This window comes from Parendozoicomonas sp. 209JJ7-1 (assembly GCF_058147085.1).
In genome coordinates this window covers 76,138-91,786 of record NZ_JBYVJU010000005.1, presented here as the reverse complement: position 1 = coordinate 91,786, position 15,649 = coordinate 76,138, and the positions used below count along the sequence as shown (strand labels likewise).

The window sequence follows — 15,649 nt, the reverse complement described above, 5'->3', positions numbered from 1 at the left end:
TTCGTATTTTTGTCCTTTGTTACTATCCCGACAACAGAAAAACAATTGCTTCTCTAATTGAAAGGGTTGATGAGTCCACTAACTGGGCTTAGTCGCCCACCCAAAGCCACCGCCGTTGATGGGATCTGTCCTTTAGGTGTTCTGATACACGACCCGGTAAGGGTCATTTGGACACGGCTGGTTCCGATGGATGGCCCCGGATGAGGATAATAATAATGTTCCGATACCTTCGAACCTGGTGTTCCCGTATTTCACTACTGTTGTTTGCCGTTGTTTCCGTTTCAGCTTCTGCAGCAGACTTCCCCAGTCGCCCGGTCAACCTTGTCGTCGGCTACAAAGCTGGCGGCGGAGTTGACACCTACGCTCGCGCGCTTTCCAAAGTCGCTTCCAAGTACACCGATGGTCAGCCTGTCGTGGTCGTCAACAAGCCTGGTGCCGGTGGTCTTATTGGAGGTCGCTTTGTGGCAGACCAGCCGCCCACTGGTTATGCGTTGTACCTGGCTTCTGCCGGTTCAATGATTCTGAAGAATCTTGAGCACAGACAGGTTGTGGGCAGTGATAACTTTAAAATGGTGGCCACGGTCGGTGAACTGACCGCCGGCGTGTTTGTCCCTGCCTCTTCTCCTGTTAAAACCCTGCCGGAGCTTTTTGAGAAAATGAAACACTCCCGGCTCAGGTTGCGCTGGGGGCACAGTGGTCGAGGGGGTGTCTGGTATGTTGCTGGTCTTGGGTTAATTGACAGCAATGGTGTATCTGCTCGGGATATACCTTTTAAAGGCGGGGCGGCTGTGCGTTCAGCACTGGTCAGTAAACAGATCGATTTTGGCATTATCAATGCCAATATGGGCAGGGGCTTTGAGAAGGATCTGCGCCTGTTGGCGGTGCTCTCTCCTGAGCGCCATATTGCCGTACCGGATGTTCCCACCGCTAATGAGCTGGGAGTTAAATATACACAGGTGAACTCCCCCATTGTGGTGATGGCTCCCAAGCGTATCCGTGAAGACACCCTCAAGACATTAGAGAGGATGGTGCTGGATATGGCTAATGATCCAGAATATAAGGGCTTGCTCACGGCCGCTGGTCTACCTGGCGAAAGTTTAGGTTCGGAAATGACCAAAACTCTGTTACAGCAAGATAAAGTCAGTTGGAGTTCATTAATTGGAGCAGGCAAGTGACTGCCGAAAGCGCGACTACCGCGCGCCACAATCTGATTGCCGGCCTGGTTCTGATGGGGCTGGCGGGCTTTTTGTTCAATGCCTCCTTCTCTATCCCCATGGATAGTTATGATGAGGGCATTGGCCCCCGTTTCTTCCCGCAGGCGGTCTGTCTGCTGCTGGAACTTCTGGGCTGTATTATGGTGGTCCAGGGTGTCAAAAAGCAGGAGGCTCCCGGTGATATCAGTATCTTTAAGGGGGGGCTGTTTCTGCGCAAGGTTGTGCCGCTGGCGCTGACCTGTGCTCTCTACCTGTGGCTGTTTAACCTGTTTGGTTATGTGATTTCGACTGTGGTTGCTCTGCTGGTCGCCTGCTTCCTGTTTGGCGTTCGCGGTATCGCCCTGTTCGTGTTGCCGGTTGTTCTGTCTCTGGTGTTTTACTACCTGTTCTTCGGTCTGATGGGGGTGTTTGAGCCGCCGGCAGAGATTTTCAATCTGATGAATCTGTTCAGGGATCAGTGAGGGAAACATCATGGAACTTCTTAACGGCTTTGCAGCCATTTTTTCCCAGCCCATCACTCTGCTGTTTATCGTTTGTGGTGCTTTGCTTGGGGTTGTTGTCGGTGCTATTCCCGGGTTAACCGCTTCGGCGGCTATCGCCATGCTGGTACCGATAACCTATTACATCGATCCTCTGTCTGCGCTGGCTTTCCTTTATGTGATTGGTAAGGCTGGCCGTTTTGGTGGCTCTATCTCCGCCATCCTGTTCAATACACCAGGAACCACGGCGGCAGCGGCCACCATTCTGGATGGTTACCCGATGACCCAGAAAGGCCAGGCGGGTAAAGCCCTGAAAACGGCCTCCCTGGCATCGGCCATTGGTGACTTTACCGGTGAAATCCTGCTGATCTGTGGTGCTCTGGCTATTGCCAGCTTTACCCGCCAGCTGGGGCCGCCCGAGTACTTTGCCATCTACGTGTGTGCCTTCCTGATTATTGGCAGCGTTATCTCCAATTCCATCGTCAAGGGTATCGCTTCCACGCTGCTGGGTGCCATGCTGGCGATGGTGGGTATCGACCCGATTACCTCTGAGCCCCGTTTTGACTTCGGCATGATCGAACTCTACAACGGCTTCTCCCTGGTCCCTCTGCTGATCGGCCTGTTTGTTATCTCCGAAGTATTTACCCAGGCGGTGAATAATTTCGGCAACAGCAGCGCTCATGATGAGGTTAAGGCGAAGAATCCTGATGACGACAAGCTGACTGCTGCTGAAGTCAAGCGTTGTCTGCCGTTTATCGGTCGTGGTGCGGGCATTGGTGCGGTTATCGGTCTGCTGCCGGGTATCGGTTCTGCGGTGGCCTGTTTTGTGGCCTACGGCTCTGGCCGTAATAAAGCCAAGAACGGCGACAAGTGGGGAACCGGTGTCGTAGAAGGTATCGCAGCTCCGGAAGCTGCCAATAATGCGGTATCCGGTCCCAGTATGATTCCTCTGCTGGCTCTGGGAGTACCGGGCAGTACTATTGCCGCGATGCTGATGGGTGTATTTATGATCCACGGTATCCAGGTTGGCCCGCAGATCTTTGAGACCTCCGGTGATATTGTTTACGGTCTTTTTGCCGCGGGTCTGATCGGTATTGTCCTGTACTTCCTGATTGGCTGGTTTGGCAGTGCTTACATTGGCCGGATTATCGACAAGATTCCCCCCAGGATGATTTATCCGTCTATTCTGGCGATCGCTTTTGTTTCTGCTTACACCGCACGTTCCAGCCTGTTTGATGTGCTGGTGGCCTGTATCTTCGGTGTGGTGGGTTACTTTATGCGAACCCTGAATTTCAGTACGGCGGCCACGGTGATTGCCTTTGTTCTGGCCCCGGGAGCTGAGCAGGCCCTGCGTCAGTCCCTGCTGCTGACTGACCAGGGCGGCATGGTGTTCTTTGACCGTCCTATCGCTCTGGCCTTCTTTGTGATTCCGGTACTGGCCATTGTGATTCGACTCTATGCCAGACTGAGAACCCGTGATCCCCATCCTGAAATTCTGGATACCCCTTAAACGCCTTTCGGGCACCTGGCTTGACCAGTGTGCCCGGCCTAACACTTGATGTTCCGTATGCTGGCGCAGCTGAGATTGTGCCAGCAGGGGACTCTCTGTCTGGCTCTCTACCTATCTGAACTCTCTGCCTCCGGTTGTGTTGCGAAGTGGTGGTGAGTGTTCGGGATGAATATAACCATGATACCGAAACTGGATAAAATCGAAGACACCCGGCGCCTGTATCTGGAGTTTATCGAACAGCTGAAAGTCCGGGGATTCACAGGTGATCTCAGTGCTGACTACGGCGAGCGGACGGTTCTCTCCACCGATAACAGTATCTATCAGATTCTGCCGGAAGGCGTACTCTACCCGCGCAACATTGATGATCTGCAGCTGATTGCCCGTCTGTGCAGTGAGCCGGAGTTTCATACTGTGGAGGTTTCCCCTCGAGGAGGAGGCACTGGCACCAATGGTCAGTCTTTGACCGATGGTCTGGTGGTGGATATCTCCCGGCATATGAACAATATCCTGGAGATTAATGCTGAAGAGCGCTGGGTACGGGTGCAGGGTGGTGTAGTTAAGGACCAGCTCAATGCTGCCCTGAAACCTTATGGGCTGTTCTTTGCCCCGGAACTCTCCACCAGTAACCGGGCCACCGTCGGCGGCATGATTAATACCGATGCCAGCGGTCAGGGTTCCTGCCTGTATGGCAAAACCCGGGATCATGTTCTGGAACTAAACAGCGTACTGCTGGACGGTACCCTGTGGCACTCGCAGGCCATAGAACAGGCGACACTGAAGGAGTATCAGCAGCGTCAGGACCTGGTAGGTGAGCTGCATCGGTTGGTGGATGCTATTCACCAGGATCACCACGGGCTGATTGAAAGCCGTTTCCCCAAGCTCAATCGCTGCCTGACCGGATATGACCTTGCTCATATCTATGATGAGAGCGGCCGTTTTAACCTTAACTCGCTGCTGTGCGGCAGTGAAGGCACTTTGGCGTTTATTGCTGAAGCCAAGTTGAATGTGCTGCCGATTCCCAAACAGTCGGCCCTGGTGACGGTGATGTATGAAAGTTTTGACGCTTCCCTGCGGGATGCGCAACAGCTGATGCAGGCCGGACCTACCTCTATTGAAACTATCGACGCCCGGGTTCTGAACCTGGCGATGAACGATATTGTCTGGAATACCGTCAGCGAGTATTTCCCTGAAGTTCCCGGTTACACCACCCAGGGTATCAATCTGGTGGAATATACCGCTGATACTCCGGAGCATCTGGCACAGAAGCTTAAGGTTCTGACAGAAACACTGGACCGAAGTACGGGTTCTCCGGGCAAGTGTTTTAGATACACCCTGGTGCATGGTGCGGACAATATTAAAAAGATCTGGGGTATGCGCAAAAAGGCTGTTGGCCTTTTGGGTAACAGTGCCGGTGAGAAACGACCAGTGCCGTTTGTGGAAGACTGCGCTGTTCCTCCGGAAAACCTGGCGGACTTTATTGCCGGGTTCAGGGCACTGCTGGATGCCCGGGGCATGGATTACGGCATGTTTGGTCATGTGGATGCCGGTGTGCTCCATGTGCGGCCGGCTCTGGATATGAAGGATGAGCAGCAGGTTCAGGAAGTTCGTTTAATTACCGATGGCGTAGTAGCCCTGGCGAAAAAATACCACGGCCTGCTGTGGGGTGAGCATGGTAAGGGTGTGCGTTCAGAGTACGCCCCGGAATTCTTTGGTCCTGAACTCTATGGCTGCCTGCAGCGTATCAAAGGGGCGTTTGATCCTCGTAACCAGCTGAACCCTGGCAAAATCTGCACCCCGGCTGAGCGCGATGTTCAGCTGCTGAAGATTGACGGTGTTCCCACCCGTGGAGACCATGACCGTATTATTCCGGCCCCGGTGCGGGTGGAGTATCACGATGCCATGCACTGTAACGGCAATGGCGGCTGTTACAACTATGACCCTGATGATGCCATGTGTCCTTCCTGGAAGGGCACGCGACAGCGGCAGCACTCGCCGAAAGGCCGGGCTTCTCTGGTCAGGGAGTGGCTGCGTCAGTTAAGTGAGCGGGGCGCTGACCCTCAAGAGCTGCAAAGTCAGCTACGCACACAGAATGTTCTGAAAGGGTTACCTTCCCGCATTAAAAATACCCTGGCCAGAAACCGTGGTGAGTATGACTTCTCTAATGAAGTCCATGGAGCCATGATGGGGTGCCTGGCTTGTAAGGCCTGTGCTTCTCAGTGTCCGATAAAGGTCAATGTTCCGGATTTTCGTTCCCGGTTCCTGGAACTCTATTACAGCCGCTATCTGCGCCCGCTGAAGGATTATCTTGTAGGCAGCCTGGAGTTTACCGTACCCACGCTGGCCCGCTGGCCCTGGCTGTATAACGCGGTGACCCAGTCTACACCGGGTAAAGCCCTGTTCCGCAAACTGCTGGGCATGGAAGACAACCCACCTCTGTGCAACCACAGTCTGAAATCCGGGCTGGTCGCTCTGGGAATTCCATTTGCTGACCCGGCTCAGCTGGCCTTTCTCTCGAAGGAGGAGAAAAGTCAGTCAGTCATTATTGTTCAGGATGCCTTTACCAGTTATTTTGAAACCCAGCTAGTGCTGGACTGCGGTGATCTGCTACAGAGGCTGGGCTTTAAGGTGTTTGTGGCACCCTTTGTCGCCAATGGCAAGGCGCTGCACGTCCATGGTTTCCTTTCCGCATTTGAGAAAACCGCCAGAAAGTCTGTTGAGCAGATTCAACAGCTGGCGGAATTTGGCGTTCCCCTGGTGGGTATTGAACCCACCACAACACTGGTTTGGCGGCAGGAGTATATAAAGGCCCTGCCCAAGAGCGATATCCCCCAGGTTCAACTGCTGCAGGAATGGTTGTCGTCTGCCGGGGCGGCATTTCTGCAGCCCCTGGGGGACTCCAGATTTCAATCATCGTTCAAGTTGCTGACGCATTGTACCGAGAAAACCAGCTACCCCGCTGCCGGTGGTAACTGGCAGAGTATTTTTCAGGCTTTGGGGCTAAAGTTGGAGACTGTAGCCACCGGTTGCTGCGGTATGGCCGGAACCTATGGTCACGAAACCCGTAACCTTGAAACCTCCCGCACTATCTACAAACTGAGTTGGGATAAGGTGCTTCAAAATCCTGAGAACCAGGGACGACTGATGGCTACTGGTTACTCCTGTCGCAGTCAGGTGAAACGGTTTGCTCAGTACCCGTTGCCCCATCCGGCTCAGATGCTGCTGAAGATTGTGAAAGAGAGCACTTAGCAATGAATAATTCAAGCATTCCCGTATGTGCAGGCCCGCACTGGCCGTTTACGCCTTCTGCTCTTTCTGTACCCCGTGGCAGTTGTGACTGTCATGCCCATGTCTTCGGCCCCCTGGAGAGTTATCCGCTGGTGGAAAACCGGACCTACACTCCGCCTCCGGCTTCATTGGAGAAATATCAGCGAATGCTCTCCACTCTTGGTTTTGACCGGGGAGTGATTGTGCAGCCCAGCGTCTATGGCACCGATAACCGGGCTACGCTGGAAGCGACAGTTGCTGGCGGTGACAGTTTTCGCGCCGTAGTTGTGGTGAATGAAGATGTGACCAGGGATGAGCTGATCCAGATGCATCAGCAGGGTGCGCGAGGTGTGCGCGTGAACCTGTTGTTCAAATCGGATGTGCATGTCTCGGATATAAGCCGACTGGCAGATAAAATTTCCGAATTTGGCTGGCATCTGCAGCTTTTGATTGATGTTTCAAGTTTTCCTGATCTCTACAAAAGTCTGATGGAGCTGCCGGTCAATGTAGTGTTTGACCATATGGGCCATATGCCAACTTCTGAAAGCATGGATCACCCGGGCTTTCAGGACATGCTCAGGCTGATGTCGGAAAACAAGGCCTGGGCTAAACTTTCCGGTGCCTATCGCTTTACCGGAGAGCAACAGGCTCCCTATCACGATGTAACACAGGTCGCCCAAGCCATTATTGAAGCGAACCCGGAGCGGGTGGTATGGGCGTCCGACTGGCCCCATCCCCATATTCCGGTTGCCATGCCTGGCGACGGCAGTCTTCTGGATATGCTGGAACTCTGGGCTCCGGATAAACATCTACAACATCAAATCCTGGTGGCCAATCCGGCCCGGCTTTATGGATTTCCGGATGCTTTAAAATAGTCACCGAACACACTGATAATAATGAACAGAATAAGGATAACTGGATGACTGTATTTACTTGCCCCCCTTCCTGCGAACAGTATCAACCGGCGATTGCTGGAGCCCGAAAGGCCATGGAGCGTCACCTGGAAGGGCTGAATAACGCTGACCATAGAACGCTGGCGGAATCCCTGCACTTCCCCCATTACCGCCTGACTAATGGTGTACTGAAAACCTGGACCAGTATCGAAGAGTACTTTGAGGATTTTCATAAACGTGCCGGCAGCGAGTGGCATCACACCCACTGGGGAGAAATGCATGTGATGCATGCATCAGACGACAAGGTTCACATGGATATTCGCATAGATCGGTATCGGGTTGACGACTCGCTGCTGGCCAGTTTCCGTTCCCTGTGGGTGATCGCCAATGTTAACGGCAAGTGGGCAGCTCAGATGCGCTCATCATTTGCGCCAGATCCTCGCTGACTGAGGATTCCGGTGCCATCCACTGCCCTTTAATAATACCAGTGTCAAACAGTTCTCGAACCAGCTCCAGGGCCAGGTCCCGGACAATGGCGGAGGCGGTGTTCAAGGGATAGTTTTTTGCCCAGACCAGGGAAATGGTGCGGTGCAGTTCCGGGTTTTCAATCTGTCGGGCAACGACTTCTCCCCGATGGACCATTTTATGAATGGAAGGCCAGGGCAGAATGGCACAGGCCAGGCCGTTGCAGAGGTAAGTGTTTAACAGCCGGGAGGACTCAGTCTCCATTCGGATATTCAGAGATTGCTTTCTGCTGTTCGCGGTTTTCTCCACCAGTGAGCGCAGGGAGTGGGATTTATGGCTTAATACCAGAGGTGCCTGGCAGACATCCTGGAAGTCGATAGGGCTGTTCTGCCCGTAGGTGTCATATTCACTGCTGGTGACAAAATAGATGGGTTCGCGGTACAAAGGGATAATATTGCCCTCTTTGGGCAGGGAATGGCTCGCCAGCAGCCCCAGATCCACCCGGCCGGTTTCCACCATGGTGTGACCTTCCAGGCTGCGGGGGTCAAACAGATGCAGCTGTACCTGTGGGTAATACTCTTCAAGGTGAGAAATCAGCAGAGGCGCGATATGATCTGAAAGCATGGGGGGAATTACCATGGCGACTTCCCCTTTTGGACTGTTGCCCTCATGGCGGACATCATCCTGAGCCTGGCGAAGCAGGGCGGTGATTTTCCGGGCATGCATATAGAGCACGTCTCCGGCTGGCGTAGTGGATACACCCCGGGGGGAGCGGATCAATAACTGGGTGCCAAGAGTATCCTCCAGATTGACTACCTGCTGGCTCAGGGCCGGTTGGGCAATACGCAGAGTCAGGGCAGCTTTGGAGAAGCTGCCCTCTTCGACAATCGCAATAAAATATTTGAGCTGTCGTAAATTCACCAGGGTTCCCAAATGGAGTAGTGGGCAAGGAAGAAATGATAACACCCGAGATACTGTTGCTTTTGTCTTTGATCAGTTTTTTAGCGGCGCTGGTCTCCACCATGATTGGCTTTGGTGGTGGGATTATTATGCTGGTGCTGCTTTCCTTTCTGGTACCCGCCCCGGAACTGGTGGCGGTGGTAGGACTGGTGCAATTTGGTGCTCTGTGCAGCCGGTTTTATATCTTTCGAAAGGATATTGATTATCGGTTGTGTGGCCATTTTGTGCTGGGGGCCATTCCGGGAGTTGCTGTCGCCGGTTTTATTTTTGCTGGTATTAACAGCCAGCTGCTGTCTGTTGTGCTGGGTATCTATCTGATCTTTTCCGCCTGGAAGCCGGAAGGCCTGCCTGTCCACAAACTTCGCGGCGGGTTACTGATTCCGGGCGCAGTCATTGCGTTTATCTCATTTTTTGTGGGGGCTCCCGGCCCCTCCATTGCCAGTGTGCTGAAGAACCTTATTACCCGGAAGCGGATGCTGATTGGTACTCTGACCGGGTGTCTGCTCGGGCAGAATATCGTCAAGATGGTGGGTTTTTATTCCGCAGGTTTCCCTTTTCAAAGCTGGATCATTCCCGGTGCCGTGATGATGGTGACCGGACTACTGGGTACAATGCTGGGTTATCGCTTGATGAACAGGGTCAGTGATCAAGCCGCCCACAGAGTGGTGCGGGTGGGGATGGCCCTGGCAGGACTGAATATGTTTCTGGTACTGATCTGATGGTTTTCATGGGGAGGAGGGTGCTATACCATCAACGGGATAATAAAAGGCTGACCGTACAAGAGGCCAGTTGTGATGTTTCGAAGGGGATTGATTTGACTGACGCTATTTTGACCGGCACCGGACTCTACACACCCACCCATTCCATTAGCAATGATGAACTGGTTACCTGTTTTAATACCTGGGTAAGCAGAGAAAATGAACGCAACCGTGCCGCTATTGAAGCCGGTGATCTTGAACCGCTGCAGGAAAGCAGCAGCGCGTTTATTGCAAAAGCCTCCGGTATCCACAGCCGTTATGTGATGGACCGTGACGGTATTCTTGATCCAGGGCGGATGATTCCCCGTATTCCGGAACGCACCAACGATCAGCCTTCAGTGCAGTGTGAAATGGCCCTGGGGGCGGCACGGCAGGCTCTTGAGCAGGCTGGTTTGAAGGCCGAACAGCTGGATGGTGTAATTGTTGCCTGTTCCAATATGCAGCGGCCTTATCCGGCAGTAGCGGTGGAGCTGCAACACTTTCTTGGGGCAGGTGGTTTTGCCTTTGATATGAATGTGGCTTGTTCTTCTGCCACCTTCGGACTGCAGACTGCCTGCGATATGATCCGCTCCGGCAGTGCCGGGCGGGTATTGATGGTGAATCCGGAAATCTGCAGTGCCCACCTTAATTTTCGTGACAGGGACAGCCACTTTATCTTCGGTGATGCCTGTACGGCTGTCGTTGTTGAGCGTGCTGACTTGATCCGGGTTTCTGGCTGGAAAGTGCTGGGTTCAAAGCTCTGGACCCAGTTTTCAAGCAATATTCGTAATAATTTTGGTTTCCTGAACCGTGCTGACGAAAGTGGCATAGGTCAGCCAGACAAGCTGTTCGTGCAGAATGGCCGAAAAGTCTTTAAGGAAGTCTGCCCCCAGGTGGCCACCCATATTACTGAGCATCTGACAGCACTGGATATACCCGTTACTGATATCAGCAGACTGTGGCTGCACCAGGCAAATCTCTCCATGAACCAGTTGGTGGCCCGTAAGGTACTGGGGCGCGAGCCTTGTGGCGATGAGGCTCCGGTGATTCTCAATGAATATGCTAATACCAGTTCTGCGGGATCAGTGATTGCGTTCCATAAATATAAAAATGACCTGCCTGCCGGAAGCCGTGGTGTGCTTTGCTCTTTTGGAGCGGGTTACTCTGTGGGCAGTGTGGTTTTCGAGAAACAATAATCAAATCAACCACATGCAATTCTATGGCAGGAATCTGTTTTTTTGATAGTGTCTGTTACCGATGATGATAAAAGACAACTCTAATAAAAGTGACCGATATGGAAGCAAGAAGCCATCAGGTAACGGACAGCAGTTTTTATGGGGACATTTCCGGTCTGACATTTGACTCCCTGTTGCAGGCGGTGGAGTACAGTCTTGATCGTTACTGTGAGGATACGGCCCTGACCCTGGGTTCCCGGGAAATCAGTTTTTATCATCTGGATGAATACAGCCTCTGCTTTGCAGTCTGGCTGCAGCAGGGGATGAAGCTGCAGCCCGGTGAAGTGATAGGTATTTCCGGCCTGGCAAACCCCGGTGGTGTGGTGGCTTTTCTAGGCGCGATCAGGGCCGGATTGATGATTATGCCCATCCACCCCGGGCAGGATATTGTGACCCGGCAAAAGCTTCTTATTCAGCGTGGTGCCTGTGTACTGGTTGAAGCGGAACCCTGTTCCAGATCACCGCGAAATCTGTTCCGGGCGGATCTGTTGACACTGTTGGGGAATGATGTACAGGTTCCTTTTCCGCAGGCTTTGTCTTTACATTCCTCGGGGCAGTGGCGCAGGCCTGTTCTGGCTGATCAGCAGAAAGCCGGTATTCTGCATAAAGATGGGAGCCTGGTTGATCTGGATTTACCTGCCTGGGTTGACCAGCTGGGCAGGGGAGCAGATAAGGCTTTTGACTCATTCAGTTAATCATTTAGCTAAAGATATTCGTTGTATTGGATTAAGGCGTTAATAAAGAGGCACTAGGAATTTCCAGGAATACCCTAAAGGAATAAACCCGGCTCCTGATACCGCCCCACCCAGGGTAAACAGGTTCAGCGCAGCGGCCAGCCCGGCGGCTTTGCGCAACAGGCTCTGCTGTTTGTATTCGTGAAGCAGGCGGGGCTGGCTGGCAAAATGTTTATTGATCTGTTTTCCGATAAACAGCCCGGGAACAGCCCCCAGAATAATATTGGTGGCGGTATAACCAGAAAACCCTATAGAAGGCGGGATAAAACAGATAGCCGGGGTAAGCAATATTGGCACTGCCATCCATAGTACAGTCGCTCCTGCCGCCAGGAACCCTAAGCCGATGGCATCACTGGGGCATTCCTGACAATGACGGATAACATTGGGGACAACCTTTACCGACCATTTCAGCCAGTATTTTATTTTACCTGCTGAGAGCAGCGGTAAGCAGCGAGCTTCACCTGTTGACGCATGATTACCATTGAGTGCTTCTGTTCGCATTGTTCCGCTCCCTGAGTATCAGTTTTACCTTTATAGAGTATGCGCAGGCAAGGGAAGTTCTAAGGTTTAGACCAAAGTCGTAGCGGGAGGGCTACATATACAGGTTCGATAAAGCGCCTGATAGCATGCCGTTCTATTTTACCTGCAGCCGGAACCCTGGCATGGAAAGCCTGGGAGCATCTGGACGTTATTGAAGATGCCTGTCACATAGCTACCCATTCCGGACTGTTTGTCGGTGCAGGGGTGGTATCTGTTGCTAATATTGCGGTGGCAGACTCTGCACGGCAACATGGGTTAGGGAAGCTGTTAACGGCGAACACTTACCGTATGGGGCGGGGTTCCGATTGCAAAGTGGGCACGCTCTGGGCTTCTCATGCGGGTGTACCCGTGTATCGTTCATTAAGTTTTGAGGAATTCTGTCAGGGATTGGTTTATCTCTGGTTGCCGGATGAGAATACGGTGGCTGATTTTTTTGCGACAAACACATCCAAAGTCGTTTATAGGTAGTCATACCTCGTGATTGTTGAAAATACAGCTATTAATGTTTTTTAGTTGCTGATTGATGTTGTTGTGTTTCAACTGGTTCTTAAGTACTTAAAAAAGTCAGTGACCCGCGTCGATTCTGCCTTCACAATAGGCGGGCGTAAACATCAAGGGTGTAATCGGGGCGATTTATTGAAAACAGGTTGCCAATTATGTGACTTTGAACGATTTTCAGTAGCCAGCGATCAGTTTTTCCCGTTAGAATCGCCCGTTTTTTGTAATTCCCTACAGGCGCACATATTCATGCCCGAAACCCAGACTGAACTAGCGACCGCTTTTGACCAGCTGCCACTGGCGGAACCCATACAGCGTGCTGTGCGTGACGTGGGTTATGAAACCCCTTCACCCATTCAGGCCCGCAGTATCCCCCATTTGCTGGAAGGACGGGATCTGCTCGGTCTGGCCCAGACTGGTACGGGGAAAACAGCAGCGTTTGCTTTGCCTGTTCTGTCACGCATCGATGTCACAGTCAGTAATACTCAGGTACTGGTTCTGTGTCCGACCCGTGAGCTGGCCATCCAAGTGGCTGAAGCCTGCCAGACATATGCCAAGCATATTTCCAACTTCCATGTACTGCCTATTTATGGCGGACAGGATATGCGCGGCCAGCTCCGTGGACTACACCGTGGTGCCCAGGTTGTTGTAGGTACCCCAGGTCGCGTTATGGACCACTTGCGCCGTGGCAGCATGAAGTTGGAAGGCCTGCAGACCGTTGTGCTGGATGAAGCCGACGAGATGCTGCGTATGGGGTTTGTGGATGATATCGAGTGGATTCTTGAGCATACCCCCTCTGAGCGTCAGACGGCCCTGTTCTCGGCGACTATGCCCCCGGCTATCCGCCGTATTGCTGACAAGTACCTGAAAGATCCTGTTTCTGTCGAGATTCGTGCGAAAACTGCAACAGTAGACACCATTACCCAGAAGGTGTGGATGGTCAGTGGCTTGCACAAACTGGATGCACTGACCCGTATTCTGGAAGTCGAAGACTTCGACGCCATGATTATCTTTGTGCGTACCCGTTCCGCCACAGTTGAACTGGCCGAAAAGCTGGAAGCACGTGGTTTCTCCGCTGCAGCCTTGAATGGCGATATGAGCCAGGTGCTCCGTGAGAAGATGGTGGATCGCCTGAAGAAAGGCTCTCTGGATATTCTGATTGCTACCGACGTTGCGGCCCGTGGCCTGGATGTTGAGCGTATAAGCCATGTAGTGAACTACGACATCCCCAACGATACGGAAGCTTATGTCCACCGTATCGGCCGGACCGGCCGTGCCGGACGACAGGGTACGGCTATTTTGTTTGCCGCTCCCCGCGAACGTCGTATGCTCCGCGCCATTGAACATGCCACGCGCCAGAAGATCGAACCCATGCGCCTGCCGTCCCAGCGTGACGTGCGGGATATCCGCATCAAGAACTTCAAGGAGCAGATTGCCCTGATTATCGGTAAGGAAGAGCTTGAGCCTTACCGGGAAGTTGTTGAAGAGATGGTGCAGGAACAGGTCATCGATATGGAATCCGCCGCTGCAGCCCTGTGCTACCTGGCCCAGCGTGAGCGTCCGTTCCCCGACCCGAACGAGCCCGAGCCCCGTCAGTGGGAAGAGCGTGAGCGTCGTCCCCGTCGTGATGACCGTGAGGATCCCCGCAATCAGGGCAAGAAGCGCTACCGTATCAGCGTTGGCCGTGACCATGGTGTCAGCCCCGGTGAGATTGTGGGTGCTATTGCTAATGAAGGCGGTATATCCGGTCGCGATATTGGCCATATCCGGCTGTTCGACAAGTTCTCCACTGTTTATCTGCCGGAAGAGCTGTCCCCCGCTGTTCTGAGTACCATCAGCGAAGCCCGTATACGTAACCAGATTCTGGAACTGCGTGAGTGGAAAGAGCGTGAAGGTGGTGAGCGCCGTGGTGATCGTGGCGGTTACCGTGGTGATCGTTCCGACCGCCCCCGTCGCCGAAGCCATGATAGCAATAGCAACCGTCGTGGTGGTGATCGTGGTTACCGTGGCAACGGCAAAAACTATCGCAATGATGATAATCGCGGTAATGAGTAATCAGCATTACCTGAACATCGCCTGATATAACATCAAAGCCCTGGAATAAGCATTCCGGGGCTTTGTGTTTATTCGGTTACTTATTTGTTATGTGGCTGAAAGCCAGCGCAATATCCGCCGCCAATTGGGCATTGTTTATGGCTATGGCTTTATTAGCCTGAATGCTGTTTCCTCCGGTCAGCTTATGCAGGCGTTTAAGGAGAAAAGGCGTAATGTCCTTCCCTCGAATATTATGTTGATTCATCGACTTTAGGGCGGCCTGAATGGCCTCCTCCAGTTGCTCTGAGGGCAGGGCGTACTTTTCAGGAATGGGATTGGCAATTACCATTCCGCCCCGTAGACCAGTATGCCACTTGGCATCCATAATCGCGGCAATATCCTGCGGGTCATTGGAGCGGCTATCTATCGGAAATGGGGTACTCTGGCAGTAAAAACCGGGCATGGCGTCGGTCCGGTAGCCAATAACAGGAACCCCTTGGGTTTCCAGATACTCCAGGGTCAGGCCAATATCGAGAATGGATTTACACCCGGCGCAGACAACGGCGACATTGGTGTGGGCCAGTTCTTGAAGATCGGCAGAGATATCAAAGCTATGTTCTGCGCCCCGGTGTACGCCACCAAGACCTCCGGTAGCAAAAACCTTGATGCCCGTCATGGCTGCGATGATCATGGTGCCGGCTACAGTGGTGGCACCATGCTGTTTGCGGGCAATAATTATCGGAATATCCCGGCGGCTGGTTTTGATCAGCTGGTTCCCGTGTTGGGCAATAAATGCCAGCTCTTCCCTGTTCAGCCCGACTTTCAAACGTCCGTCAAGAATGGCGATGGTGGCAGGTGTAGCTCCTCTGTCTCGAATGGTGTCTTCAATCTGGACCGCCACTTCCAGATTGTCGGGCCAGGGCAGGCCGTGGCAGATTAATGTGGATTCCAGGGCGACAACAGGCTCGCTTTTGCCCAGGGCCTGTTGCACATCAGTGTGAATATCCAGGTGGGTTTTCATTCTTCCTCCCTCAGGTCGGGTTAAATACCGATTCTTTGGGAGGAGAGCTTAGCTGTGAATATTAG

Annotated in this window: 13 protein-coding genes; 10 read left to right on the top strand and 3 right to left on the bottom strand. The window is 52.9% G+C overall.

Going from position 1 to position 15,649, the window contains the following annotated elements:
• Window positions 1-215 precede the first annotated feature (215 nt).
• The 6 genes from ACY2RQ_RS06625 (at window position 216) to ACY2RQ_RS06600 (ending at window position 7,806) form a co-directional block, all read left to right on the top strand.
• Window positions 216-1,175 carry a tripartite tricarboxylate transporter substrate binding protein gene (locus ACY2RQ_RS06625; protein WP_490112175.1) on the top strand — a complete coding sequence of 320 codons (960 nt, stop codon included), beginning with the start codon at window positions 216-218 and terminating at the stop codon, window positions 1,173-1,175.
• The gene (locus tag ACY2RQ_RS06620) at window positions 1,172-1,675 is read left to right on the top strand and encodes a tripartite tricarboxylate transporter TctB family protein (RefSeq protein WP_490112174.1); all 504 of its coding nucleotides are present in this window, start codon (window positions 1,172-1,174) and stop codon (window positions 1,673-1,675) included. The genes ACY2RQ_RS06625 and ACY2RQ_RS06620 overlap by 4 nt, the downstream gene beginning before the upstream one ends.
• Window positions 1,676-1,685: 10 nt before the next feature.
• Complete coding sequence (locus ACY2RQ_RS06615) at window positions 1,686-3,203, top strand: tripartite tricarboxylate transporter permease (protein ID WP_490112173.1); 1,518 nt, start codon at window positions 1,686-1,688, stop codon at window positions 3,201-3,203.
• A 177-nt stretch (window positions 3,204-3,380) separates the two neighbouring features.
• Window positions 3,381-6,449 carry a D-2-hydroxyglutarate dehydrogenase YdiJ gene (ydiJ, locus tag ACY2RQ_RS06610; protein WP_490112172.1) on the top strand — a complete coding sequence of 1,023 codons (3,069 nt, stop codon included), beginning with the start codon at window positions 3,381-3,383 and terminating at the stop codon, window positions 6,447-6,449.
• A gap of 2 nt (window positions 6,450-6,451) precedes the next feature.
• Entirely contained in the window at window positions 6,452-7,342 is an 891-nt protein-coding gene (locus tag ACY2RQ_RS06605) for an amidohydrolase family protein (RefSeq protein WP_490112171.1), read from the top strand.
• Window positions 7,343-7,386: 44 nt separating this feature from the next.
• The gene (locus tag ACY2RQ_RS06600) at window positions 7,387-7,806 is read left to right on the top strand and encodes a hypothetical protein (RefSeq protein WP_490112170.1); all 420 of its coding nucleotides are present in this window, start codon (window positions 7,387-7,389) and stop codon (window positions 7,804-7,806) included.
• On the opposite strand, the gene ACY2RQ_RS06595 is transcribed toward ACY2RQ_RS06600, so the two are convergent.
• On the bottom strand, window positions 7,751-8,746 hold the full coding sequence (locus tag ACY2RQ_RS06595) for a LysR family transcriptional regulator (protein WP_490112169.1): 996 nt from the start codon (window positions 8,744-8,746) through the stop codon (window positions 7,751-7,753). The genes ACY2RQ_RS06600 and ACY2RQ_RS06595 overlap by 56 nt on opposite strands.
• Window positions 8,747-8,781: 35 nt before the next feature.
• Between ACY2RQ_RS06595 and ACY2RQ_RS06590 the strand changes: the two genes are divergently transcribed.
• The 3 genes from ACY2RQ_RS06590 (at window position 8,782) to ACY2RQ_RS06580 (ending at window position 11,452) form a co-directional block, all read left to right on the top strand.
• Window positions 8,782-9,504, top strand: coding sequence for a sulfite exporter TauE/SafE family protein (locus ACY2RQ_RS06590; protein ID WP_490112168.1), 723 nt, complete (start codon window positions 8,782-8,784; stop codon window positions 9,502-9,504).
• A gap of 95 nt (window positions 9,505-9,599) precedes the next feature.
• Window positions 9,600-10,718 carry a beta-ketoacyl-ACP synthase III gene (locus tag ACY2RQ_RS06585; RefSeq protein ID WP_490112167.1) on the top strand — a complete coding sequence of 373 codons (1,119 nt, stop codon included), beginning with the start codon at window positions 9,600-9,602 and terminating at the stop codon, window positions 10,716-10,718.
• 98 nt (window positions 10,719-10,816) lie between these two features.
• Entirely contained in the window at window positions 10,817-11,452 is a 636-nt protein-coding gene (locus ACY2RQ_RS06580) for an AMP-binding protein (RefSeq protein WP_490112166.1), read from the top strand.
• A gap of 39 nt (window positions 11,453-11,491) precedes the next feature.
• On the opposite strand, the gene ACY2RQ_RS06575 is transcribed toward ACY2RQ_RS06580, so the two are convergent.
• Window positions 11,492-11,992 carry a hypothetical protein gene (locus ACY2RQ_RS06575; protein WP_490112165.1) on the bottom strand — a complete coding sequence of 167 codons (501 nt, stop codon included), beginning with the start codon at window positions 11,990-11,992 and terminating at the stop codon, window positions 11,492-11,494.
• Between the two features lie 786 nt (window positions 11,993-12,778).
• Here ACY2RQ_RS06575 and ACY2RQ_RS06570 point away from each other — a divergent pair.
• Complete coding sequence (locus ACY2RQ_RS06570) at window positions 12,779-14,584, top strand: DEAD/DEAH box helicase (RefSeq protein ID WP_490112164.1); 1,806 nt, start codon at window positions 12,779-12,781, stop codon at window positions 14,582-14,584.
• 76 nt (window positions 14,585-14,660) lie between these two features.
• On the opposite strand, the gene ACY2RQ_RS06565 is transcribed toward ACY2RQ_RS06570, so the two are convergent.
• The gene (locus tag ACY2RQ_RS06565) at window positions 14,661-15,584 is read right to left on the bottom strand and encodes a pseudouridine-5'-phosphate glycosidase (protein WP_490112163.1); all 924 of its coding nucleotides are present in this window, start codon (window positions 15,582-15,584) and stop codon (window positions 14,661-14,663) included.
• Between the last annotated feature and the right edge of the window lie 65 nt (window positions 15,585-15,649).